This is a genomic window from Streptomyces xantholiticus, from assembly GCF_014651015.1.
Taxonomy (GTDB): Bacteria; Actinomycetota; Actinomycetes; order Streptomycetales; family Streptomycetaceae; genus Streptomyces; species Streptomyces xantholiticus.
On sequence record NZ_BMWB01000012.1, the window covers coordinates 1 to 24,910 of the forward strand.

The following is a 24,910-nucleotide window of genomic DNA, read 5'->3' on the forward strand; positions in this document are numbered from 1 at the left end:
CCCCGCGACGTCCTGACCAACCCACAGCACGACCGCACCAAATCCTTCCTGTCCAAGGTGCTGTAGCGGCGCGGGCGCCCGGCGAAGTGAGCCCTTCGTCAGGCGCCCGCCCAGGCCGACACCCCAGTGCCGCCGGCCTGCTGGTCAACGCCATGCTCTGGTGAGACAAATCCGGCTCCGAGGCCCGGAGCATGTCATCCATAATGCGCATATGGGCATTCCTGGATCATTTTCCCAGGCGGGACGGCGGCTACGCTCTCTGTTCAGTCCGCGAAGCGTTGCCGGCCAGGTCTTCCTGCTCCAGCTTGCGCTCGTGGTGCTGCTGGTCGCCGTGGCGCTGGTGGCGCTGGTGCTGCAGGACCGGCGTCAGGCCACCGCAGAGGCCCGTGACCGGTCACTCGCCGTCGCCGCGGCGTTCGCCAACTCGCCGGGCATCGTGAACGCCATGACGAGTTCTCATCCGACGGCGGTGCTGCAGCCGCTTGCCGAGAGGGCCCGGAAGGTGTCCGGTGTGGACTACATCGTCATGCTGAGCCCGTACGGCTTCCGGTGGACCCACCCGGACCCGAAGGTGATCGGGAAGCACGTCACCACTTCCTACGACCAGGCGCTGACCGGTGAGCCCTACCAGACGACCTTCGACAGCAGCCTGGGCCGAGCCGTTGATTCCACGGTCGCCGTCTTCGACGACAAAGGTTCGGTGGCCGGCCTGGTCACCGTGGGTGTCACGGTGGAGCGGGTGAGCAGCACCGTGAACCACCAGCTTCCGGTGCTCATCGGTTCGTCCGGCATCGCCCTCCTCCTGGCCGCCGGGGGATCCGCGCTGGTGAGCGGGCGGCTGCGGCGCCAGACCCACGGCTTGGGGCCGGTGGAGATGACCCGCGTGTACGAGCACCACGACGCGGTGCTGCACGCGGTCCGCGAGGGTGTAGTGATCATTGGCGGGAGCGGGCAGGTGCTGCTCGCCAACGACGAGGCGAGGCGGCTGCTCGATCTGCCCGAGGACGTCGAGCAGCACGGGGTCGGCGATCTCGGTCTGAGCCCGGCGATGTCCTCACTGCTGGTCTCGGGGCGCACAGCCACCGATGAGGTGTACCAGGCCGGCGACCGGCTGCTGGCCGTCAACCTGCGGCCGGTGGGCAGCGAAGGGCGCACGCAGGGCAGCGTGGCTACCTTGCGTGACACCACCGAGCTGCGCGCGCTCGCCGGCCGGGCCGATCTGGCGCGCGGACGTCTGCAACTTCTCTACGAGGCCAGCGTCCGAATCGGTACCACTCTCGACATCTTCCGCACCGCCCAGGAACTGGCCGAGGTGGCCGTCCCGCGGTTCGCCGACTTCGTCACCGTCGAGCTGCTGGAACCGGTCCTCAGGGGGGAAGAGCCGAACGGCGCGAGCACCGAGATGCGCCGGATCGCTGCCGCAGGTATCAGAGACGACCAGCCCCTCTACCCGGTGGGGAAGCTGATCCGCTTCGTGGCCGACAACCCCGTGGCGTCCACCGTGGCCAGTGGCCGGCCGGTTCTGGTGCCGGACCTTGCCGCCTCCGACGGCTGGCGCTCCCAGGACCCGGAACGCACCCGGAGAGTGTTGGACTACGGCATCCACTCCCTGCTCTCGGTGCCGCTGCAGGCCCGCGGCGTGGTGCTGGGCCTGGCCGAGTTCTGGCGCTCCGAGCACGACCCGTTCGAGCAGGACGACCTGACGTCCGCCGAGGAACTGGCCGCCCGGGCGGCAGTCTGCATCGACAACGCGCGCCGCTACACACGTGAGCACACCACGGCCGTCACCCTCCAGCGCAGCCTGCTGCCCGGGAAACTGCCCGAGCAGTCCGCCCTGGATGTCGGCCACCGCTACCTGCCCGCTCAGGCCGGTGTGGGCGGCGACTGGTTCGACGTCATCCCACTGCCCGGTGCCCGGGTGGCCTTGGTGGTCGGCGACGTCGTCGGCCACGGCCTGCACGCCGCCGCCACCATGGGCCGCCTGCGCACCGCGGTGCACACCTTCTCCGCCCTGGACCTGCCCCCCACCGAAATCCTGGGGCTCCTCGACGACCTCGTCACCCGCGTCGACCAGGATGCGGGCGCCGAGGGCGGGTCCGAAGCCATTACCGGCGCCACCTGCCTCTACGCCATCTACGACCCGGTCTCGGGGTCCTGCGTGCTGGCCAGTGCGGGTCATCCGGGGCCGGCTCTCGTGTCCACCGACAGCTCCGTGTCCTTCCCCGAGATCCCCGTCTCCCCGCCCCTTGGTGTGGGCGGCGCCATGCCCGTGGAATCCGCCGAGCTTCAGCTTCCGGAGGGCAGCCGACTGGTCCTGTACACCGACGGCCTCGTCGAGGACCGCACCCGCGACATCGACGCCGGCCTCGGTTTGCTGCGGGACACCCTGGCGGCCGCACATCCGGGCGACAGCCCGGATGACACCTGCCAGACGGTCATCGATGCCATGCTCCCTGCCCGGCCCGTCGACGACGCCGCCCTGCTGGTCGCCCTGACCCGCCGACTGGAGCGGGAACAGGTCGAGGACTGGGAGGTTCCGGACGACCCCGCCGCAGTCCCCGGCATTCGTGCGGAGGTGACCCGCAAGCTGGACCACTGGGGCCTGGGCGGCATCTCCTTCGCAACGGAACTGATCGTCAGCGAGCTGGTCACCAACGCCATCCGCTACGGGGCCGCTCCGATCCGGCTGAGGCTGCTGCGGGATCGGAAGAGCCTGGTCTGCGAGGTCACCGACGGCAGCAGCACCTCGCCCCACTTGCGCCGGGCGACTCTGACCGACGAGGGTGGCCGCGGTCTTTTCCTGGTGTCGCAGTTCTCCCGGCGGTGGGGGACCCGATACATGGATCGAGGCAAGATCATCTGGACCGAGCAAGCCATCGACGAGAGGGAGGACGACACCGCGACGTCCCAGGCAACCCTGCTGGATCTGTGGAGCGACACGGAACTGTGAGCCTTGCGCCGGCCCCAGCTGTCCTGGGCGGTCACCTTGCCGCGCGGATCCCGAGCCTCAGGTGCTGGAATCGACCGGGAAGTACGGAATCCGGGTGGGATCACGGCCGTAGGCGCTTCCCAGGTAGACAGCCGAGAGCCTGGCGAGGGTGCCGTCGTTGATCAGTTGCCGGATGATCCGGTCGAGGTTCGCCTTGTTCGGGGACCCCTTCGGATACAGGGCGCCGTAGTGCTCGCCGGTCCGGTACTGGCCGGCCACCTCCATTGTTCCGCCCGACCGCTGGGCATACGCCAGCAGGATCGTCGTGTCGTGCACGACGGCGTCCACACGCCCCTGAGCCAGGGCGGAGATCATGTCCGGGTCGTTACGGAACACCGTCACCGGGCCGGTCGGCTTCAGCCGGCTCTTGACGAACTTCTCACCGGTCGTGCCCTCGGAGACGCCGATGCGGAGACGATGCATGCTGCGCGCGTCGATGGTCGCATCGCTCTTGGCAAGCACGCCCTGGTCGACAGAGAGATAGGGCGGGGAGTAGTCGGCGACCTTCTCGCGCTCTCGGTTGATCGTGATTTCGGACAGTGCGAGGTCGAAATCCTTGGTCTTCCCGGCCACGAGTGCAGCGAAGGGCACATCCTTCACCTTCACTCGGTCGAGCCCGGCACGGTAGGCGATATTGGCTGCCATGCAGTACTCGTATCCGTCCCGGATCGAGTCGGGCGTCTTGCCGTTCCACCAGCCAGGCGCCGGGAGGCTCACTTCGACCGTCAGCGTACCGGCCGACTTCGGAGCGATTTTGAACTGCCCGTACTTGCCGGAGACCTCGCAGTCACCGTATGTCGGATTGCTTTCACGCGGCTCTCCGTGCGTGATGCAGGCAGCCGTCCCGATCCCGATGACGAGGGCTCCGGTGGCGGCCCGGGCGGCGATCGCTGCTGCGGCAGGCATAGCACCTCCGGTAAGGCAAGCCCCTCATGCCCAGTAAAACATCCTGAACCTGCGGGCCGCCCTGCGTTAGGGATTCATCGCGGTAGCGCTCTGAGTTCTCGCTGTCACCAGTCCGCAGGTGCTCGGTGATCACCCTGGGGGCATCCGGTCCGGCGGAGCGTCAAGGGAGGAGCGGGCAAATGGCATCGCGGGAAACGACGTCAGTGGCCATGGCGGGTCGCGCCGGCCGCCCTTAGCGTCAGAGCGCAATCCTCTGGTGCCCGTACTCCCAAGCCGTGAGGTGGAGGGTCGACGAGTGCCGACTCGCGCTCCGGGCCCCGAGGTTCACCGCATCCGCAGGAGCGATCCGTTCATGCCTCATTCCTTGCAGCCGCCCCACGACGCCGCCCGGGAGGTGAATGTGCTGACCGATGCCTGCTTGCCGGTGCACGGGGTGCCGGACTCGGTAGGGCAACTCATACCCCAAGCGGCCACGACAGAGGAGCGGTTGGCAGCCGCCGTCCACCCCGCGTGCGTGCCCGGACATCGCGCCGCCGGCTCTTGCCGGCGTCGGCAGCTGCTCGCTCTGAACGCGATGCGCTACGGGCTCCTGCGCCGGTTGTGCGCATCGCCGCAGTACCCGTCGCTGGTGAGGCGTCTTTGGCGGCCCGCGGGCACGTGTGTCGCTGAAGCGACAGCCCTCTGATCCCTCTTCGTCAACTCTGGCGGGCCTGCTTCCCATCCGGTCGCAGGGCCGACCGCACCCTTGTGTGCGCCATGAAAGGCAGGTCCGTTGAGCACGAGATCCGGCACCGGAGGCGGCCTGCGGGCGGATGCCCTCGGCACGTACGACATGGTCGTCATGGCCATCGCGGGTTGCGGTCCGGCGTACACGGTCGCCGGGACCATTCCCGCCCTGATCGCCGCCGTCGGTGTGGCCGGCCCGGCCGCTCTGCTCTACTGCGCGATACCGGTCATCGGCATCGCTCTGGCCTACCGGCAACTCGGCAGGGTGGACCCCAATGCGGGGGCCGCCTACAGCTGGGTCGCCCGGTCGCTGCACCCCTTCCTGGGGTTCTTGTGCGGCTGGTCGCTCGTCGTCGCCTGCATTGTCTTCATGGCTTCCAGTACGGTTCCCGCCGGCAGTGCGACGTTGTCACTCGTTGCGCCCGCCCTGGCCGATGACCCGCTCTGGGCCGCGGTCGTCGGCTCGGGCTGGTTTCTCCTGATGGCTGGGGTGGTGGCGTACGGGGCCCGTATCGGAGCCCGCTCGCTGGGCGTCATCACCGCCGTGCAGCTCGTCCTGCTGACCGGTGTCGCGGTGGGGGCGCTGCTGTCCGACGGCAGCGGGACGGAGTTCTCCCCGTCCTGGTTCGGCTTCGGTCACTTCGAGGGCCAGGAGTCCTTTGTGAAGGGCGCGCTGATAGCCACCTTCGCGTTCTGGGGGTGGGACGTGACCAGCAATCTGGGCGAGGAGACCCGGCGCGGCTCGCGTGGCTCCGGATTCGGCGGCGTCATCGGAGTGGTCCTGGTGTTCGTCCTGTTCGTGCTCACCACCGTCGCCGTCAATGTCCTCATGACACCGGACGCCGTGAGGAATTCGCCGGACGGCCTGCTCGTTGCGCTCGGACAGCAGGTCTGGCCGGGCGTGGGCGGCACGCTGCTGATACTCGCGCTGCTGCTGTCGACGGTCGCCATGCTGGAGACCGCCCTCATCCAGGCGGGCCGCACCCTGTTCGCCATGGGCCGCGACAGAACCCTGCCGCATGCCTTCGGCCGTATCCATGCCAAGCGGCACACGCCCTGGGTGGCCACGGCCGCCATTGCCGTGGTCGCATGCACCCTCGCCATCGTCGAGGCCGCCGGACGTCGTCCGGGCGACTCGCTGCTCTCCGACGCGGTCAGCGGGGTGGGCCTGCACGTCACCCTCTACTACAGCCTCGCCGGACTGGGCGCCGTCGTCGTGCACCGCAAACTGCTGCGCACCTCCGCCGCCAACTTCCTCCTCATGGGTCTGTGGCCGTTCGCCGGTGCGCTGTTCATGCTCTGGATCATGACCGAATCCGTTGCCGCACTGAGCACGACGGCACTGACCATCGGCTTCGGCACGCTCGCCCTGGGGCTCCTACCGATGTTCACCGCCTGGCTGCGGCAACGGCCGTACTTCGAACCCGGGCGTCTCGACGCAGGCCGGGCACGCGCCGTGGACGACGCCGTCGGGGGCGGGGAGATCGAGACGCACGTGATCCATGCGGCCGGAAGCCGCGACGAGCTCCTCACCGACTTCTGACCCCCGTTCCACCTCAGCAAAGGACGCGTCCCATGGCCCCGATCCGGACCCGAAGACACTCCGCAGCACCTCTCTACGACCGGAGCTTCGGCGACAAGGAGTTGTCCGCCGCATGCGAGGACATGGTCATGGGCCGATGGGAAGGCGCACACGATCTCCTGGCCACCGGTTCCCACAAGGACTGGGACCGCCGCAGTCACCGCATCCGGCTGCTCGCCCACACTGCTGCCGACAAACGGATCGTCGAGGCCTGGCAAGCCGCTCAACCGCACAGTGCGGACGCCCTCGTACTGCGGGCGGATGCCGAGGTGATGCGGCATTTCGCGGGCGCCCGTACGGGAGCCGCGCCGGCCTCCGAGAGCCTGGACCGCACGGCCCGACTCTGTCTCAGGGCCGCCGATGCCTTCCCGGAAGACCCCCATCCGTGGGTGTCGCTGATCACGCTGGGCAGGCTGTACGAGAACGGGACGGAGGCCATGACCGGGTGGTGGTCAGAACTCCTGGCCCGTGATCCCTACCACCGAGAGGCCCACCATCAGGCGCTGCGCTATATGTCGGCACGCTGGCACGGTTCGCACGGCCAGGCCTACGAATTCGCCCGTGACTGTGCGGTCTACGCTCCGTCCGGCTCGTCGCTCCTGGTGCTGCCGCAGGTCGCCCGTGCGGAGGCGTTCCGTCACCGCATCGAGACGGAAGGAGCCGATCCACACTCCTTGGTCGGCTACTGGGCCGGGGAGCGCTGGGACTTGAGGGAGACCATGGAACGCTGGATATCGGTTCGATCCCCCCTTGAGGCGGCCCAGGACGTGCCCGATCTCAATCATCTCGCCCACGGCCTCGCGCTGGCCGGGCTTCTCGTCGAGGCCGCAACCGTCTTCGATCTGCTCAAGGGACGTGCCACCCGGGTGCCGTGGCGGTACACAGGTGAGGCGGAGGCCGAGTACGTGCGCTGCCGCGCGCGGGCCTCCCGCGCGGCAGCGGAGCATGCCGATCGGCGGTAGGGCTGATCCGTATCACCCGAACCCCGCCGGGCGGCACGGGATTCACTCCGCCGCCGGCATCTGTTCGTCGAGTGCCTCACGGATCGCTGACACCGAGGCTCGAATGCCCGTCCTGGGAAGGTTCTGGTATCCGAGGACCAGAGCCGGTGAGCGTGAGGTTCCGTCGAAGTGGAAGTGGCTGCCTCCCTGCACGAGCACCGAGCGGCGTCGGGCGCTTTCCACCAGGGCCGCCTCATCGACAGCGGCCGGCAATCCGACATAGAGGGTGCGTCCTGATGTGGAACCGAGCATCGCGCACCGGGGCAGGTAGTGCCTGACGGCTTCCCGGACCGCATCCGCTCGTTCCCGGTACCGCGACCGCAACCGCCGGACGTGGCGGTCGAAAAGCCCCGAGCCGACCATCTCGGCGAAGGCCAGTTGAGTAAGGGGGTCAGGCCCGAACTCCCACCGGGACCACGGCCTGTTCACCATGGGCACAAGTCTGGCAGGCAGAGCCAGCCAGCCGATGCGAATGCCAGGCAGCAGGGAGCCGCCGACGCAGCCCATGTAGATCACGCGCTCCGGCAGCAGGGGCTGTAACGCCGTCTGCCGCGTACGCCTTTCGTACCAGAACTCTCCTCCGCAGTCGTGCTCGATGACGATGCGGGCGTCGTGGGCCGCCCACCGCATGAGGGCCTCTTTGCGAGCACCGCCCAGCGCCACGCCCGTCGGGAATTGGTGAGTCGGCGTGACGAGTACGGCTCGGACATCCATGCGTGACAGTGCCTGTACGTCGAGCCCGTGGCGGTCCACCGGAACTGGCCGGGGGCGGATTCCGGCGTCCCGCATCGTCTGCCAGCAACTCTTGTGGCCAGGGTCTTCCACGGCGAGCTCCCGGATACCGAGCGCGTTGAGCAGTTCGCAGACCGCCGAGACGCTCTGCGTGACTCCGGACGTGACCAGCAAACGGGATTCCTTCGTCACCCGGATGCCACGCATGCGTCCGAGGTAACCGGCCAGCGTCTCCTGGAGGTTCTGGGCTCCGCCGAGCGGCGGGACGTCGAGGTCCCGGCCGGCCGCTCCCGCGAGGACCCGGCGATAGCAGACCAGCCAGTCACGCAGGGGAAAGTTGGCGGTGTCGGGTTGTCCGACGCGAAGGTCCCACTGCACCGGAGCATTCTTCTCCTCCACTCGTCCTGGCGTCCTGAGGATTCTGGCCGCCGGGGTCTCCGCGACGCGTGTCCCCGATCCCTGGAGGGCGGTCAGATATCCCTCGGCCGTCAGCTGTTCGTACGCCAGAAGGGTGACAGTCCGTGACACACCGAGGTCGATCGCCAACTGCCGGGTCGAGGGCAGTCGTGTTCCAGGTCGCAGCGCCCCCTCGGTAATCCCTCGCTGGATTCCCGATTTGATCTGGTCGGTGAGCGGAACGTCCACATCGCGGTCAACGGTGATCGTGAGGTGCCACGGCATGAGTCTTGATTACTTTCAGCTCGTTCAGGGGTGGCTGCAGACGAGATTCGCCTGGCCTGGATCCGCCCGGCCGCGGCCTGCTCGTCGTCGAGGCCGGGGCGGGGCGGAGGTGAAAGGTGGACGCCATGCCGGCGCCGGCTGCGGCTGTGCAACCGGCCCCGGACCGAATGTCCCGGATCTTGTGGCGGAGGCTGAAGCGGCGCCGGTGGGCGCACGGAATTCGCGGGCCGGATGAACCGGCGTTCACCGAGGGAACTCGCGGGTCACGGACGGATGAGGTCGTCACCCGTGTGCCGGTGTCGGCATTGGCTTTTGATCCGGTGTACGGCAGGAAGCGTACGGGCTGCGAATGGCCACACGTAATGCGCATTCGTTGCTTGGTCGGCGCAGATTGCTGCATGTATCCCCAGCGCACGCGAGATCGTTGCGCGGCCTGTCGAACGCTCGGCTGAAACCGCTCTGCGTCGGGCTCCGACTCGCCCGCTGGTTCGCGGCCGGTCAGCCGATGAGGCGGGAGAGCACCACGGAGCTGCGGCTTCGTTGCACTCCCGGTTCGCGCCGGATGCGCTCGATGACGGCTTCCAGAGCCTGGATGTCCCGGGTGTGCAGATGCACCAGCGCGTCCGGGTCCCCAGTGACAGTCCAGGCGGCGATGACTTCGGGAAACTGTCGAAGAGATGACAGAATCTCCTCGGGTGGAGTGCGTTCTCGGCAATAGATCTCGACGAAGGCCTCCGTGGCCCAGCCGAGTAGGCCCGGGTCGAGGACCAGCGTGAATCCCCGGATGACTCCCCGGGCGACCAGTCGGTCGATGCGGCGCTTGACGGCGCTCGCGGAGAGGTTGATCTCTCCTCCGGCGTGCGCGTACGAAGTCCGGCTGTCTCGCCCCATTATTTCGAGAAGCGCGCGGTCGATGTCATCGAGGTCGGCGGACGGTATCGAGGGGTCCGGAACCATGGAGCGATGAAAAGTCACAGAGGCGGTCCAACTTCAAATATCGACAAATCAGGGCAAAGGTGTCGAGAGCGTCGGCGGCGTGTCTGGCGATGCTGCATGCCGGTAGCAGGGCGGCTACGGGAGAACTGCTCAATACGCTGCCCGATCGCTCGAGTCACGTCGAAAGGAGCCCGCCATCCTCTTTCTCTGGTCCGGTCTCCTCGGGAGGGTCGTACTTCCGGCCGGTGAAAACTGCACTCAAGGCGGAGAGCACATCGCGACCCGACGTTCCAGCGTCCTGACGACGCTACAGCCGTCATCGGAATGCCACCATGGCCACTTGCTCTTCGAGTGCTGTGACCACTTCGGCTGTGCCGTCGGGGAAGCCGGCGGTTCTCTCCGTGAGCGGCCCGTGCGCATTCTGTTGTGGTGACGCCTGTTCTGCTGCAGGGCCACGTCCTTCTCGTAGCCGCCTCCTGACGGACCAACCTCGGCACCGGCCCCGCCCCCGTCACCGCCGTGCCGTGGACAACCTCCGAACCGACGTCGTGAACCGGGCCAGTGCGTCCGGGAGCGGGTCGACGCCGATGCCAGGAGCGGTGGGTACGGGCAGGTGCCCGTCCTGGAGGACGAACGGTTCGGTGATGTCCTCGGCGAAGTACCGGCTGGAGGCGGAGATGTCGCCGGGAAGGGTGAAACCCGGGAGGGCGGCGAGCGCCAGGTTGGGGGCGCGGCCGATGCCCGTCTCCAGCATTCCGCCGCACCACACCGGCACGCCGTGGGCGGCGGCCACGTCGTGGATGCGACGGGCTTCCGGATAGCCGCCGACCCGGGCGGGTTTGACGTTGATGACCCGGCAGGCGTCCATGGCGATCGCGGACGCCGCATCGCGCGTGGAGTGGATCGACTCGTCGAGACAGACCGGCGTCGCCAGACGCTCCTGGAGCCGGGCGTGGGGGTGGAGGTTGTTCTCCTCCAGCGGCTCCTCGATCAGCAGCAGCCCGAAGTCGTCGAGCTTCCGCAGGTGCTCGGCGTCGGCGAACGTGTAGGCGGTGTTGGCGTCGACCTGGAGCGGGAGTTCGTCTCCGAAGCGTTCCCGCACGGCGCGCACCGGCTCGATGTCCCAGCCCGGCTCGATCTTCAGCTTGATGCGGATGTAGCCCTCGGCGAGGTACCGCTCGACTTCGTCGAGCAGTTCGGGCACGGAGTTCTTGATGCCGACCGAGACGCCGGCGGGCACCCGTTCGTGGACCGAGCCGAGGAAGGTCGCCAGTGACATCCCGTAGGCGCGCAGTTCGGCGTCCAGGAGGGCGGTTCCCAGGGCGGCCTTGGCGAGTTCGTGGCCCTTGACGGAGGCCATGGCTGGGGCGACGGCCGCGTTCGTCGGCTCGGGCAGGGCGGCGACGCGCGGCAGCAGGAAGTCCCGGATGACGATCTCGGCGCCGGCGACGAACTCCGAGCAGTACAGCGGCTCCGGGTCGGCGGCGAACTCCGACCAGCCCTCGGCCTCGTCGGTCACCACGTGCAGCAGAAAGGTGTCCTTGCTGGTCATCGTCCCGAAGGAGGTACGGAACGGGGTGACGAGAGGGATGGCGACGTGGAGAAGTTCGACGCGTTCGAGCTTCATTCCTGCTCCTCGGAAGCGGACTCGGAGGCGATCCGGGAAGTGGCCTCGGACGAGGCCGCGGCCGTGGCCACGGCACCGGCCGACGGGAGGCCGGGGGACGGGCGGGTCAGGAGGTACCAGCCGTCGCGAGACATGGCCGTCGCGCGCAGACCCCTGTCGTACGCCTCGGTGAAGACCTCGCGCACGGCGTGCCGCCAGTCGAGCGAGAGCGCCGGGTCGGCGGCTCGCAGCGCGACGATGTCATCGGGCACGCGGCACCACAGCCTGTCCCCGGCGCGCAGGGTGAGCGGGCCGCCGTCCGGTGCCCGGCGAACGACGTCGGCGGTGGAGCGGCCCTCGGCGGGGTCGTCCGTCCGCGTGGTTCCTGACACCAGGTCCCATACGACGGCCAGCCGGTCGCTCTCGTCGCCGTTGTTCACGCCGTCGCTCATCGGCCCGTAGAAGTCGACCAGGTACTCACTGCCGACGGCGCCCAGCTTGACCAGGTTGAAGCGGGCGTTGCGGCTGACCAGCGGGTCGAACGTCCAGCGCATGGTGGTGGCGCCCCGCTCCAGCGCCCACAGCCGCTGCGCCTGTTTGACCGCGAAGCCGACGCCCCGGCCGGACGCGGTCGCCGCTGCCACGAACGAGTACACGTCCCGCTCGGCGGGTGGCCCGAACACCGCCACCGCCGCCCCGGCGAGCCGTTCGCCCGACGGCCAGGCGGAGTACGCCGCGTGCACCGCGCCACCGGCGTGCACCAAGCTGTGCAGCACCTCCGAGGGGTAGGGCGGGGTGGCGTGCGGCGTCTGCCACACCTGGGCGAAGAAGTCGGCCACGGCTCGCATCCCGGCTACGTCGTGCACGGTACGGATCGTGACCCCGGCGGTACGGGCCGCCTCCCCGGCGAGGGCGCTCACCTCCGGCATACCGTCCGCCGCCCCGGACCCGGCGGCGGGGATCGTCACAGGTGTCATGCCTCGAGTCTCCAGGGTCGCGGCCTGTCGGCCACTGTGCACTGCACGGCGAGGACGACGACCGCGGCGGCCGGAACGCGCGACGGCGGCGACCGAGACGCCGTACTCCAGTACCGGACACCGGCCACAGACCTGTGCGACCAGCTCGTCGAGCGCGGCGCCCACGTCGAGAAGCGTGACTGTGAGCCCCATCGTCCGCCGCGCCCCCTCACCACGGGCCTCGGCTACCGGATCGGCGACCTCCCGCCGCCGTGGCGACCTGCTTGCAGCCCCGACCTGACCCACGGATCCCCGCGGGCTCGTCCGCACGGTGTCCACGCGTCCACTCCCTCTCGCAGCTTCCATTGCGGCCCTTGATGAGGCGGAACCGGGAGATGGGGAGGGGCGTGAGTGTGTCGGCCAGGACGGCGGGGGTGCTTTTGCTTTCCGGCCAATGCCGGAGGTGGATGTCGAGGTGCGAGCGAGCCGGGCCGTCGACCGGCGCTCCAAGGGTGAAGCGGTCCGGTCGACGGCCCGCTGTCTACAGGACCGGTGACGGAACGGTAGCCATCGACCAGGTGAGCGGCGACGGCAAGGGGATCAGGGAGTCTCGTGCACCACCATGGCCGAACCTCCGCCGCGGCGTTTCGGCTCAGCGGCCGCCGTGACCTTTCCGTGGGGCCCGAACTCCAGCGCCGCGACCGCGCCGATCTCGGGCGACGGCGTGAAGGTCTGCGGCGCCTGCACGAACCGGTGGCCGAGGGCTTCGAGCGCGCTGCGCTCCGGCGAGGTGAGGAAGGCGGGCTCGGCGTCGGTCGTGGTGCGGTTGCGCTGCGAGATGCGCGGCGCGGCGACCGCCTGAGGCAGGGACATCCCCAGATCGAGGCGGTTGACGAGGGTCTGCAGCACCGTGGTGATGATGGTGGAGCCGCCCGGCGAGCCCAACGCGACAAGCGGCCTGCCGTCGTGCAGCACGATCGTGGGGGACATGCTGCTGCGCGGACGCTTGCCCGGACCCGGCAGGTTCGGATCGGGGACACCCTGCTGCAGCGGCGTGAAGTCGAAGTCCGTCAGCTCGTTGTTGAGCAGGAACCCTCGGCCCGGAACGGTGATCGCCGAACCGCCGGTCTGCTCGATGGTCAGCGTGTACGAGACGACGTTGCCCCAGCGGTCGGAGGCCACGAGATGCGTGGTCGACGGCCCCTCGTACGGCTCTTGGCTGCCCGTGCCCTGCGCACAGCCCTGGCCGGGACTGCGCGGGTCGCCCGGCGCGAGCGGGCTGGTGAGCGCGGCGTCGGGCCGGATCAGGCAGGCCCGCTCCTTGGCGTACTCCTTGGACAGCAGCTCCGTGGTCGGTACGTCCGAGAACGCCGGGTCGCCCACCCAGCGGTTGCGGTCGGCGAACGCGATCCGGCCGGCCTCCAGGTAGTGGTGCAGTGCGTGCGCCGTGTCGGCGGACGAGACGTCGTAGTTCTCCAGGATGTTGAGCGCCTCGCCGACCGTCGTGCCGCCGGAGGACGACGGCGCCATGGAGTACACGTCGACACCGCGGTACGACGTGTGTGTCGGGGCCTGCTGGAGCGTCCGGTAGTCCGCGAGATCCGAGGTCTCCATCAGCCCGGGGCGCACACGCCGCGCGGAGTCCTCGGACACGGGCGGGTTCTGGACGGTGCGCACCACGTCGCGGCCGATGGAGCCGTGGTACATGGCGCCCACACCCTTACGCGCGAGCTCCCGGTACGTCTGCGCCAGGCCCGGGTTGCGGAACCGGGACCCGACGACGGGCAACTCACCGTTCGGCAGGAACAGCTCGGTCGTCGAGCTGAAATCACGGAACCGCGCCTCGTTCAGCTTGGTCTGGGCACGGAACTCGTCGTTGACCACGAACCCCACGTCCGCGATCCGGGTCGCCGGACGCAGGGCCTTCGCCAGGGAGACGGTGCCCCAGTCGTCCAGCGCCTTCTGCCAGGTCGCCGGAGTGCCCGGGACGCCCACGGACAGCCCGGAGTTGACGGCCTCGTCGAACGGAATCGCCTTGCCCGTCGACGGCTCGGTGAACGAGTCCTGCCGCATACGGGACGGTGCCGTCTCGCGCCCGTCGATGGTGTGCACCTTCTTCGTGCGGGCGTCGTAGTACACGAAATAGCCGCCGCCCCCGATGCCGGCCGAGTACGGTTCGACGACACCGAGCGCGGCGGCCGTGGCGACGGCCGCGTCCGCGGCGTTGCCCCCGCGCCGCAGCACGTCGACACCGGCCTGCGAGGCATACGGGTTCACACTCGCGACCGCACCTCCGCTGCCGGTGGCGACGGCCTGCTTCGCGGGTGGCCGGAGCCCGGACGACGCCTCCGGGGACGGGGCGGCAGTGGCATGGGGGAGCAGCAGGGGGACAGCGAGCAGCGCGGCGGACGCGGCGGCCACCAGAACACGGCGGGTGGGCATCAAACCTCCGATTCGCCCCTCACAGAGGGGGATCGCGGATGAAGATCTTCCGGGGAGTGACCGAATGAATGCTCCTCGCCGGACCGGCACCCGGCAACGGACCGCCGCAAGGTTTGCGCAAGATCTGAGGTTTCCCGGAGCAGCGCACCGGCGTGGTCGAGGTGGTCGAGGTCAGGGCGCCGCGGGTGAACGACAAGCGCAGTGAGGGCCCGCACGCGAGGAGTGCCGGAGAACGAAGCTTGGCTCGTCAGATCCAGTTGCGGCGTTTGAACAGAAGGTAGAGCACGAGGACCAGGAGGCCGATCACCACAGTGCTGGCGAGGAAGCCGGACACCGTGTTGATGCCTGGGTAGGTGACGTTCATCCCGAACCAGCCCGTGACCGCCGTGGGCACGGCGATGATCCCCGCCCAGCCGGTGAGCTTTTTCATGATCACGTTGAGGCGGGCGTCCTGCAGGGCGACGTTGGTCTCGAAGACCGATGCCACCATGTCCCGCAGGGAGTCCGTCCACTCCGAGGCCCGCAGCACATGGTCGTAGAGCTCGGTGTACCAGACGTCGAGTTCGCTGCTGCGGTCGGTGTCGTCGGCCCTGTGCCGCATGACCGTGCCGACTACCTCCCGCATCGGCAGTACGACGCGGCGCAGCCCCACGAGTTCCTTGCGCAACCGGTAGGTACGGCGCTGCAGTTCGTGGGCGTCGGCCATGTCGTCGAACAACCCGTCCTCGAGTTCCTCAATGGTGTCGTCCAGCGCCTGGATGGTGTCGAAGTGCGCGTCGACGACGGCATCGAGCAGACCGTGCAGCAGAGCTTCCGGTCCGTGCTCCAGCAGATGCGTGCGGTCCTGCCAGCCTTGAACCACCTTCTCCATGTCGAAGTGGGTGTCCCGACGGACCGTCACGAACCCGCGTGCCAGAACGATCGAGATGATCGGGCTGGTCTCCAGGCGTGACTCCATCAGCCCCCGCGCGGTGGGTTCCGTTGTCCTCAGCCGGGTCGCGTAAACGGTGACCACGGTGCGCGACGTGTGCCATGTGGCCTTGGGGCGCTCCGCGTTGGCCAGTGAGTCCTCGACTGCACGGCGGTCCAACGACAGTTCGACGGCGAGGCGGGCGAGGGCCCGGTGGCTCGGCGCGCAAAGGTCCACCCAGACCAGCGAGTCCTTCTCGCGCAGATGGCCGGAGATCTCATCGATGGGGAACCCCTCGACGACTTCCTCTCCACGGCGCCACAACATCGTACGCAGACCGCGGTACCGCCTGTCGCGGGCGGGCAGGCCGGAGGAATCGCCCACTGGGTCTACTTCCCCTCGCGAGCACGGCCGGGCCCCGGCGCCCGCCCCGTTTTGCGCTCTGCGGGGGGTCGCCGCGGAGGCCTACTCCCGGTCCCGCCCCGAGGCGCAGGGCCGCGGTGAAGGTTCATAGGACGGGCACCGGGTCCCACAGTTCTGCTCCCAGCACAGGGAGCCGCCGCAGCCGGGCCAGGGTGGCGGGGGATGCGGGTCCGGCTGCCCACCGCACGAGAATCGCCCGGTCGCGGCAGATCAGCCGCAAGCACAGGATCCGGTCCGACCAAGGGCATCTCGGCCTCCACAGCGGCATACCGTGCACGTTCTGCCACGCTATCCCGATGAGCTCCGACGGGCTGGGTGCCGTCGACCGTCCGGGTGAGGCGCCGACGGGGCTCGGTGCAGTGCCTCTTCACGCAGGGCACACGCAGACGGCCGTCGCCTGCGGCGTGAGCGGTGCGGCCCGTACGTCGGTTCCCTCACGCCGCCCGGGCAGGGCCGGCCCTGGGGGGCAGGGGGTCGTGCCAACGCTCACCGGGCCTCAGCACCGTCTCGGCCTCCTTCGGGCCCCACGTGGCCTGCTCGTACGGATGCGGGGCGCCCTCCGTGCCGCCGAGCACCGGGTCGACGACGCTCCACGCGGCCTCGACGGTGTCCTGCCTGGCGAACAGCCAGCGCTGCCCTTCCAGTGCCGCGCCGATGAGACGGTCGTACGGGCGCATGTCCTGGCCGGCGCTTTCGTGGAAGGTGAGCGCGTCGATCTGAGGCCGGGCGCCCGGGCCCGGCTTCTTGCCCACCATGGCCCATGCCATGGCCGTGTCGGGCCGCAACCGGATGCGCAGGTGGTTGGAACCGAGGGCGGGGCCCAGACCGAACGTGTCGCACGGCGGGCGCCGGAAGTTCACCAGTATCTCGGTGGCCGTCACCGGCAGCTTCTTCCCCGCCCGGATGTACACGGGGACCCCGGCCCAGCGCCACGAGTCCACCGCGAACCGCGCCGCCACGAACGTCTCGGTGCGGGACTCCGCGGCCACGCCTTCGACGTCGTCGTACCCGTCGTACTGCCCGAACACGGCGTCGTTCGGCTCGAGCGGCCGGAGTGCCTTGATGACATGTGCCCGGGAGTCCTGCCAGTCGGCGAGGCCCGGCCCCACCGGCGGGTCGGCGGCCACGGTGGCGAGCACCTGCAGCAGATGGTTCTGCAGTACGTCCCGCACCGCTCCGGTACGGTCGTAGAAGCGGCCCCGGTCGTCCACGCCGAACGCCTCGGCCATCGTGATCTGGATGCTCTCCACATATGTGCGGTTCAGGAGCGGTTCGAGAACGGAGTTGGCGAAGCGGGTGAACATGAGGTTCTCGATCTGCTCCAGGCCGAGCCAGTGGTCCACGCGGAAGACCGAGTCCTCGGGGAACACCTCATGGACGGTGGCGTTGAGCTCGCAGGCGCTGCGCAGGTCCGTCCCGAAGGGCTTCTCGATCATCACTCGGGCCCCTTCGGCATGCCCGGTGGTCGCGATGCCCTGGGCGATGCGCCCGAAGAGCGCCGGAGGGACCTCCAGATAGAAGAGCGCGCGTCGGGAGTCCCGCAGTTCGCGGGCCAGTGTGTCGTACGTCGCCGGGTCGGTGAGGTCGCCGTCGATGTAGCGCAGCGCATCGAGCACCCGGCGGGCCGGGGCACCGGCCGGGTCGATGCCGTTGTTGCGGAAGGAGGCGGTCGCGTAGTCCCGGAACTGGTCCAGTCCCCAGCCGCTCTTCGCCACACCGATCACGGGCACGTCGAGCAGCCCCCGCGCGGCGAGTCCGGCGAGCGCCGGGAAGGTCTCCAGTTTGGCGAGGTCTCCGGTGGCTCCGAAGATGACGAGGGCGTCGACGCGTTCCGTGGTTGCCATGGTGTCTCCCGTGCGGTGGAGGGGGCCGGGGTCATCCGAGCCGTTCGACGAGGTGGTCACCGACACGCATGGCGTTGGCCATCACCGTCAGGGACGGGTTCACCGCGCCGATGCTCGGGAAGAATCCGGCGTCGACGACGTACAGGTTGTCCAGGTCGTGGGCACGGCAGTTGACGTCCAGGGCGGACGAGTTTGGATCGTCCCCGAAGCGGACCGTGCCCGCCTGATGGGCAGTGGCGCCGATCGGCATGTCCTTGTGCAGGTAGACCATGTGGGGCAGCAGGCGGTGGGGGTGCATGCCCAGTCCCTCCAGCATGCCCGCCAACTTGTGGCGAAGGCGCCGCAGGCCCTCCGTGTTGGTGTCCCTGAGCGCGAGGCGCACCTGGCCGTCCGGGCCCACGGTGACCCGGTTGTCGGGGTCGGGCAGATCCTCTCCGCAGAGCCAGAAGTCCACCGAGTGGTGGGCCAGGACCTCCAGGGGCATGTCCGGGGGTGAAATGCCCACCCAGTGCGGGGCGTCGGCGCGGATCTGCTCGGCGTCGGACTTGCCGAGCATCTGGATCCCGCCCAGCGGGTAGTCCCAGTCGTCCGCGCCGAGGTACCAGTCGTTCAGGGCCAGGGTCTTCTGGAAGCGCGTGGGATTGGGTTCCCGCGACACCGCCATGAGCGCCTCGTTGTTGTGCCGTAGGTAGTGTCTGCCCACCACGTCCGAGCTGTTGGCGAGGCCGCGGGGGTGGAGCGCGGAGGCCGAATTCAGGAGCAGGACGGCGGAGTTCACCGCGCCGCAGGCAACGGCGAAGACGTCCGCCCGGAAGCGGGCGGTCGTGCCGTCCTCCAGGGTGGTCACCGCCTCGGTGACGGTCCGGCCGGTGGGGTCGGTCTCCAGTCGGTCCACCCTGGCATGTGTGAGCAGTGAGACGTTCTCGTGCCGCAGGGCCGGGGTGACGCAGACGACCTCGGCGTCCGACTTGGCGAGTAGGAGGCAGGGGAAGCCGTCGACCCGGTCACATCGCACGCACGCGCTGTCACGGGTGGGCACGCCGTCGGGGCCCTCGGTGAGGTCGACGCCGATCGGCAGGGGGAAGGGGTTCAGCCCCAGCCCGCCGAGCCGGTCGGCGAGTTGCTGGATCCGTGGCTCGTGCGTCACCGGCGGATGTGGGTACGGAAGGCTCGCCGGACCTTCGGTGGGGTCCGTGCCGTGCTGTCCGTGCACCCGGTAGAGCTGTTCCGCCTGGGAGTAGTAGGGCTCCAGGTCGGTGTAGTCCAACGGCCAGCCGGGCGACAGCCCGCCGTGGTGCCGTATCTCGTGGAAGTCCTCGGGGCGCAACCGGAACAGGGCCGCGCCGTAGAACTTGGTGTTGCCGCCGACGTAGTAGTTGACCTCGGGCGGGAAGGGCCGGCCCTCGTGGTCGTACCAGATGTCGTCGGCGCGGTATCGGGATTCGACGAACACGGCGCGGGACTGCCAGTTCTCACGCTCCCTCGGCAGAAAGCCGCCCCGTTCGATGATGAGGACGCGCTTGCCCGACGGGGCGAGGCGGTGGGCGAGCGTGCCGCCACCGGCACCGCTGCCCACGATGACGACGTCGTAGTGCTGATCGTCCACTGGACCCTCCGTGGCGTGAGCCCCGGACACAGGACGGGCCCTTTCAGGCTAGTTCCGTGCCGTTCGAACCGCATCCGCGTCACCACAGGTGGGGCCGCATGCTGAGAAGGCGTTTCGGCGCCTGGCCCAGCATCAGCCGGTCGATGGCGTCGTCGAGCGTCGTCGCGGCCATGATGAGCGCCAGGTGGGTGAAGGCCTGCGGGAAGTTGCCCAACTGCTCGCCGGACGGACCGATTTCCTCGGCGAACAGCCCGACGTGGTTGGCGTAGGTGAGCATCTTCTCGAAGGCGAACCGGGCCTGCTCCAGGCGCCCGGCACGCGCGACGGCGTCGACCCAGAGGAAACTGCAGAGGCTGAAGGTGCCCTCGCTGCCGCGCAGCCCGTCCGGCGAGGCGAGGGGGTCGTAGCGGTAGACGAGACTGTCGGAGACCAGGGAGCCCTCCATGGCGTCCAGCGTGCTCAGCCAGTCGGGGTCGGTGGGGGAGGTGAATCCGACGCGCGGTGCCAGCAGCAGCGAGGAGTCGAGGACGTCGTCCTCGTAGTGCTGGACGAAGGCTCGGCGGCCGCTGTGCCATCCCTTCTCCATGATCTGGGCGAAGACGCTGTCGCGCGCCGTCCTCCACCGCGCCACGTCGGCCGGCCAGGACAGTTGGTCCGCCAGGCGCAGACCCCGGTCGAAGGCGACCCAGGACATCACACGGCTGAACGTGAAGTCCTTCCGGCCGCCCCGGGTCTCCCAGATGCCGTCGTCCGGCTGGTCCCACAACGTGGTGAGCTCGTCCAGGACGCGTGCGACGGCCGTCCAGTCGCGGGAGGAGAGGCCAGGGCCGCCGTCCGGGCCGTGCGCGCCCCGCCCCTGGGCGAGGGCATAGAGGGCTTCGCCGTATATGTCCAGCTGCAACTGGTCCTTGGCCGCGTTGCCCACCCGAACGGGAGACGAGCGCCGGTAGCCCTCCAGGTGCCCGAGAATCTCCTCCGGCAGGTCGGGGTCGCCGTCGACGCGGTACATGATCTGCAAGGGCGTGCCGTCGGGCCCGTGCGGCAGGTCCGCCCTCTCGGAGAGCCGCCGCATCAGCCAGTCGGTGAAGGCTGTCGCCTCGTTCACGAAGCCCAGGTCGAGCAGGGCCCGGACGGACAGGGAACCGTCCCGTATCCAGGTGTAGCGGTAGTCCCAGTTGCGCTCCCCGCCGACCTGCTCCGGCAGACCCATGGTCGCGGCGGCGATCGGCGCGCCCGTGGGCAGGTACGTCAGCAGTTTGAGCGTGATCGCCGCACGGTGCACCATGTCCGGCCAGCGGCCGGCGTAGCGGGTGGTCCGTACCCAGTTCTGCCAGAAAAGGATCGCCCGCCACAGCCGGTCGGTGAGCCCGCCGGCAGCGATGGGCTCGGGCGCTTCACCGCCCGCGTCACAGACGGTGAGGGCGACCCCCGCCGTCTCACCGGCGTTCAGCACGACCGTGCCTTCGACGTCGTCGCGCTGCCGTCGCAGAGGGAACGTGGCCTGCAGATGGGCGTCGAGACGCGTACCACGGAACACGGCCCGCCACTCGCCGGTCGAGCCCGGTCCCTCGTTCGTCGAGAGGATGTGGCGGTCGCGCCCGAAGTCGAAACGGGGCGCGCACTCCAGACGGAAGCGTATGGTGCCGCGCATGCACCGCAGGACACGGATCAGGGCATGCCGGTCCGAGGGGGTGGGGGAGAGCAGGGGAGGCATCCAGTCCATGAGTTCGCCGACCCCGTCCGGCGACATGAACCGTGTCACCAGAACCGCCGTACCGGGGTAGTACAACTGCTTGCTCGTCCCGTCCGGACTGTCGGGCCCCAGGCTGAAGTGCCCGCCGACGTCATGGTCGAGGAGGGCGGAGAAGATACCGGGCGAGTCGAACCGCGGGGCGGCGTACCAGTCGACGACGCCCTGTGAAGAAATCACGGCCGCCGTCTGCAGATCGCCCACCAGGCCGTGGTCCGCGATGGGGGGATATCGCTGCACGAGACACTCCAGGTGGTCCGGTCAGTGTCATTATCCGACTCCCGCCCGGATCCGTCGCCCCGGCGCCTCCCACGGCTCTTCCGCCTCACCACAAGGTTCGGTGCAGGCGGGGGCCTTTCAAGTGCGCTCCTGGGTTTGGCGCCGATGGTGGTTTGGACCACCTCCCCGTTCCGGCAGACGTTCATGGTGGGGTTGTCATCCGATCTATCACGTGGCATGAAACCCCGGGCTGCCCCTGGGAGTTGGGTGCTGCGAGGGCGGCGAGCGGATGGATCGTCACATCGGCGTGGAGATGTGTCTCACGGACCGGGGCAGCGATCGCCGGCGCAGGGCGATGGCGGCGGCGCGGTTGGTCCACGCGGACACCGGCGGCGTGCGCGGTAGGGCAGGGGCGGACGCCACGGTGGCAGCTGAGCGGGCCTTGATCGCCGCGATGAGGGCTGCCAGCTCTTCGGGACTGGGCTGCCCGTGAAGCACCTTGATGAGCTGCATCGAGTTGTCCTGAGTGGTGAGGGCGCCGGGGGCGACGTTGGGACGGTCTACAGCGGGATGTTGCCGTGCTTCTTGGGCGGCAGCGTCTCTCGTTTGCTCCGCAGTGCCCGCAGAGCGCGGACGACGTATTGCCGTGTGCGGGACGGTCTGATCACAGCGTCGAGATGTCCGCGCTCGGCGGCCGCGCAGGGGTTGAGGAACGTCTCCTCGTATCCGGATGTCAGTTCGGCCCGCTGTGCCTCGAGGGCCGGATCGGCCGGTACGGGCTCGTGGCGTGCGGCGCCATGGAGGAGGTCCACGGCGCTGTGGGGGCCCATGTTCCCGATCTGCGCGGTGGGCCAGGCAAGGGTGAGGTCCGCCCCCAGGTGGGTGGAGCCCATGACGTCGTGGATGCCGTTGTATGCCTTGCGGGTGACGACGGTGATGAGAGGGACGGTCGCTTCGGCGTATGCGTAGATCAGTTTGGCTCCGCGGCGAACGATGCCGTTGTGCTCCTGGTCGGCGCCCGGCAGGAATCCGGGGGCGTCCACGAACGTCAGCACGGGGACGTTGAAGGCGTCACAGGTACGAATGAAGCGGGCTGCCTTCTCGCAGGCGTTGATGTCCAGGCAGCCGCCCGAGTGCATCGGCTGACTTGCGACGACGCCGATCGGGTGGCCCTCGATGCGGCCGAAGCCGGTGATGATGTTCGGCGCGAACAGAGGCTGTGTCTCGAGAAATTCCTGGTCGTCGAGGACGTGCTGGACGACAACTGCCATGTCGTAGGGCTGGTTGGGGGAGGCCGGGACGACTGTGTCCAACGCCGGCTCTTCTGCACGGAGGTCCAGGTCGGCCGGCCCGGGGATGGCCGGTGGTTCCTCGAGATTGTTGGACGGCAGATAGGACAGCAGCGACTTGACGTAGCCGATGGCGTCGCCCTCGTCGCCCGCCATGTGATGGGCGACGCCTGAGGTGTTGCTGTGGCTGCGTGCTCCGCCCAGCTGATGGAGTTCGATGTCCTGGCCGGTGACTGCTTTGATGAGCTCCGGCCGGGCCGAGATCAGGTGCGAGGTCCGTTCGGTCATCACGGTGAAGTCGCTCAGGGCATGGGAGTGGACCGCGCACCCGCTGGGCGATCCCGTGATGAGCGATATCTGGGGGATCACTCCTGAGCAATGCACATGACGGTGGAAGATTTTGGCGTGCACGCCCAGCGCACTGCCGCCGTCGGGGGTGCCTGCCCAGCCGGCGTCGTTGATGGCGATGACCGGGCAGCCGGTCTTGAGCGCGAAGTCCATCACCTTGACGATTCGCCGGCACGCGGCCTCGCCCAACGCGCCGCCGATGACCGTGGCGTCTTGCGCGAAGACGGCCACCGGGCGGCCGTCGACCGTGCCGTAACCGGCAGCCACGCCGTCCCCGTAGGAATGGACCCGGTCCTGATGTGCGTGGCCGAGGGGGTAGTCGGTGATTTCTTCGAACTCGGTGAAGGAGCATTCGTCCAGCAGCTGCTCCATGCGTTCACGGGCCGTCACGCCGTCGCTGACGTGCGGCTCGTGAACGGCGTTCGCGGCTTCGTCGATCCGGTGCAGCAGGCTTTGGATCTTTTCTGCTGCGAGGGGGTCGTCGCTGTGTGCTGCGCCCATTGAGCAGCCTCCCTGCTTCAGGTCGTTCTCGGGTCTGGTGGTGGGTGACAGTGGCGGCAAGAGCGTGATGCCGGTCGTCGAACGGCCCACGACGTGGCTGGCGAAGCGGCTCAGGCCTGCCTGGACCGAGGCGATGCACGCCGAGGAGAGTGAACACGGCCGGCCGCGACGGTGGCGAACGCTTCGTCGGCCGCGCGGACATGCAGAGCATCCCGGTCGGGGTCGGCGTAGAGAGCTACGCTCGCGATCCCGGCGTCCGGCAGGCACGGGCAACGCGGACAGCGGTTTCGCCACGGTTGGCGATGAGCACCTTGCGCACGAAGGTTCCTTTGCGGGCTGGGCGGTGGGCTGTGGTGGTGAGGCCCTCGCCGCATCGAGCGAAGCACCGAGGGCGCGGCGTTGGCGGAGTAGAAGAGCGGGATTCGCCCCCAGCGAGCCGATGCGTCCCCGGGCAGAGGTCATCGTCCCCCTGAGTGGCCAGGACGGACCCGAGCATAAGGATCGTTGAACAATCCTTCAATAGCTCCTGGTCGGGAGAGGGCGGCGATCGCCGGCGGGAGCCGCCCCGTCGGCCCGAGCCCTGCCGCTCGCGCCGGCGCGGAAGCTGACGTGGAGCCTGCCGCGAGTCGCCGGTCCTGCCGGTGTCGGATGCGTCGCGAATGCCGGTCAGCCCCTTGGGGGAGGGTTGACAACTCCAGGATTGACTGATAATCCAGAGAAGGGATCGTAGAACAATCCTACGCAGCAGGTCAGGCGGAGGTTGTACTCGTGGGGCGGTTTCCGCCCTGCAGGTCAGGCCAATGCCGTGGTTTCTCCCAATCCAGCCGCTTCGCGTCCCCCGCGGGCGGACCGCCGCACGGCGTGGTCCGTGCACATTCCCAGTGAGCGCGCCATGCCTCCTATCGTTTCCGTCCAGGCTCAGCCGGCCTCCCCCGGCGCCGTTGCTGCCGACTGTCAAACCTGGGTCCTGCCACCTGTGGCCGCTTCCGTCCGGTCGGCCCGCCGCCAGGTCGGCGGCCGGTTGAGGGAGTGGGGTCTGCAGCACCTCGTCGAGGATGCGGAGCTGATCGTTTCCGAACTTCTCACCAACGCGGTCTGCCATGGCTCGCCGCGTGACCCGATCTGGCACACCGTGCGGCGCATCCGTGCCTCGACGGGGGATGTGATCCGTCTCGAGGTCGGTGATCACGGCCAGGGGTGGGGGGATGTCCCGGCTCCGCGTGAGGCGGGCGACGACGTCCACTGCGACGGGCGCGGCCTGTGCCTGGTTGCGGCCCTCTCCTCGGGCTGGGGGGCGTGGCGCCTTGCGCACGGCCACCTGGTGTGGGCCGAGCTGCCGATGGGCGTATCCCGGGACGGCTCTGTCCGAGCCGAACCTTCGTCCGCACGGCGGGGCGGCGAAGGAATGTAGAAAAGAACTCCCGCCCTCTTGAAGGATCGTTCAACGATCCCTAGTTTGTCCC

The 24,910-nt window shown here is 69.0% G+C and carries 16 protein-coding genes and 1 pseudogene; 4 read left to right on the forward strand and 13 right to left on the reverse strand.

Annotated elements, in window-relative coordinates; all coding sequences use genetic code 11:
* Positions 1-211 precede the first annotated feature (211 nt).
* The gene (locus IE198_RS18805; RefSeq protein ID WP_189888034.1) at positions 212-2,950 is read left to right on the forward strand and encodes a SpoIIE family protein phosphatase; all 2,739 of its coding nucleotides are present in this window, start codon (positions 212-214) and stop codon (positions 2,948-2,950) included.
* A gap of 57 nt (positions 2,951-3,007) precedes the next feature.
* Here IE198_RS18805 and IE198_RS18810 read toward each other — a convergent pair whose 3' ends face one another.
* Positions 3,008-3,895: an ABC transporter substrate-binding protein gene (locus tag IE198_RS18810; RefSeq protein ID WP_189888037.1), complete on the reverse strand. Its 888-nt coding sequence runs from the start codon at positions 3,893-3,895 to the stop codon at positions 3,008-3,010.
* 832 nt (positions 3,896-4,727) lie between these two features.
* Between IE198_RS18810 and IE198_RS18815 the strand changes: the two genes are divergently transcribed.
* Together IE198_RS18815 and IE198_RS18820 are read left to right on the forward strand one after the other, a co-directional pair.
* Complete coding sequence (locus IE198_RS18815) at positions 4,728-6,164, forward strand: APC family permease (RefSeq protein WP_189888321.1); 1,437 nt, start codon at positions 4,728-4,730, stop codon at positions 6,162-6,164.
* Between the two features lie 32 nt (positions 6,165-6,196).
* Entirely contained in the window at positions 6,197-7,165 is a 969-nt protein-coding gene (locus IE198_RS18820) for a hypothetical protein (protein WP_189888039.1), read from the forward strand.
* A gap of 42 nt (positions 7,166-7,207) precedes the next feature.
* Here the strand turns inward: IE198_RS18820 and pdxR are convergent, their stop codons facing one another.
* From pdxR to IE198_RS36370, 12 genes and pseudogenes are all read right to left on the reverse strand, one after another.
* Positions 7,208-8,617: a MocR-like pyridoxine biosynthesis transcription factor PdxR gene (pdxR, locus tag IE198_RS18825; RefSeq protein WP_189888042.1), complete on the reverse strand. Its 1,410-nt coding sequence runs from the start codon at positions 8,615-8,617 to the stop codon at positions 7,208-7,210.
* Between the two features lie 498 nt (positions 8,618-9,115).
* Entirely contained in the window at positions 9,116-9,574 is a 459-nt protein-coding gene (locus IE198_RS18830) for an Lrp/AsnC family transcriptional regulator (RefSeq protein WP_189888045.1), read from the reverse strand.
* A 490-nt stretch (positions 9,575-10,064) separates the two neighbouring features.
* Entirely contained in the window at positions 10,065-11,180 is a 1,116-nt protein-coding gene (gene menC / locus IE198_RS18835; RefSeq protein ID WP_189888048.1) for an o-succinylbenzoate synthase, read from the reverse strand.
* The gene (locus IE198_RS18840; protein ID WP_229834083.1) at positions 11,177-12,136 is read right to left on the reverse strand and encodes a chorismate synthase; all 960 of its coding nucleotides are present in this window, start codon (positions 12,134-12,136) and stop codon (positions 11,177-11,179) included. Before IE198_RS18840 ends, menC begins: the two co-directional genes overlap by 4 nt.
* A gap of 579 nt (positions 12,137-12,715) precedes the next feature.
* The gene (gene ggt / locus IE198_RS18845) at positions 12,716-14,557 is read right to left on the reverse strand and encodes a gamma-glutamyltransferase (protein ID WP_189888051.1); all 1,842 of its coding nucleotides are present in this window, start codon (positions 14,555-14,557) and stop codon (positions 12,716-12,718) included.
* Between the two features lie 247 nt (positions 14,558-14,804).
* Complete coding sequence (locus tag IE198_RS18850) at positions 14,805-15,851, reverse strand: magnesium transporter CorA family protein (RefSeq protein WP_229834084.1); 1,047 nt, start codon at positions 15,849-15,851, stop codon at positions 14,805-14,807.
* A 473-nt stretch (positions 15,852-16,324) separates the two neighbouring features.
* Positions 16,325-17,734 carry a glucose-6-phosphate dehydrogenase gene (gene zwf / locus IE198_RS18855; protein ID WP_189888054.1) on the reverse strand — a complete coding sequence of 470 codons (1,410 nt, stop codon included), beginning with the start codon at positions 17,732-17,734 and terminating at the stop codon, positions 16,325-16,327.
* Positions 17,735-17,765: 31 nt separating this feature from the next.
* Positions 17,766-19,340: a GMC oxidoreductase gene (locus IE198_RS18860; RefSeq protein WP_189888056.1), complete on the reverse strand. Its 1,575-nt coding sequence runs from the start codon at positions 19,338-19,340 to the stop codon at positions 17,766-17,768.
* A 79-nt stretch (positions 19,341-19,419) separates the two neighbouring features.
* A complete protein-coding gene (locus IE198_RS18865; protein ID WP_189888059.1) occupies positions 19,420-21,330 on the reverse strand; it encodes a glycoside hydrolase family 15 protein in 1,911 nt (636 codons plus the stop codon).
* Positions 21,331-21,606: 276 nt separating this feature from the next.
* Positions 21,607-21,822, reverse strand: coding sequence for an acyl-CoA carboxylase epsilon subunit (locus IE198_RS18870; protein WP_189888062.1), 216 nt, complete (start codon positions 21,820-21,822; stop codon positions 21,607-21,609).
* A gap of 47 nt (positions 21,823-21,869) precedes the next feature.
* Complete coding sequence (locus IE198_RS18875) at positions 21,870-23,447, reverse strand: acyl-CoA carboxylase subunit beta (protein WP_189888065.1); 1,578 nt, start codon at positions 23,445-23,447, stop codon at positions 21,870-21,872.
* 173 nt (positions 23,448-23,620) lie between these two features.
* Positions 23,621-23,766 (reverse strand): annotated as a pseudogene (locus IE198_RS36370) (biotin carboxylase N-terminal domain-containing protein); the annotation flags it as partial.
* 657 nt (positions 23,767-24,423) lie between these two features.
* On the opposite strand from IE198_RS36370, the gene IE198_RS18880 reads away from it, so the two are divergent.
* Positions 24,424-24,858, forward strand: coding sequence for an ATP-binding protein (locus IE198_RS18880; RefSeq protein WP_189888068.1), 435 nt, complete (start codon positions 24,424-24,426; stop codon positions 24,856-24,858).
* The last annotated feature ends 52 nt before the right edge of the window (positions 24,859-24,910 follow it).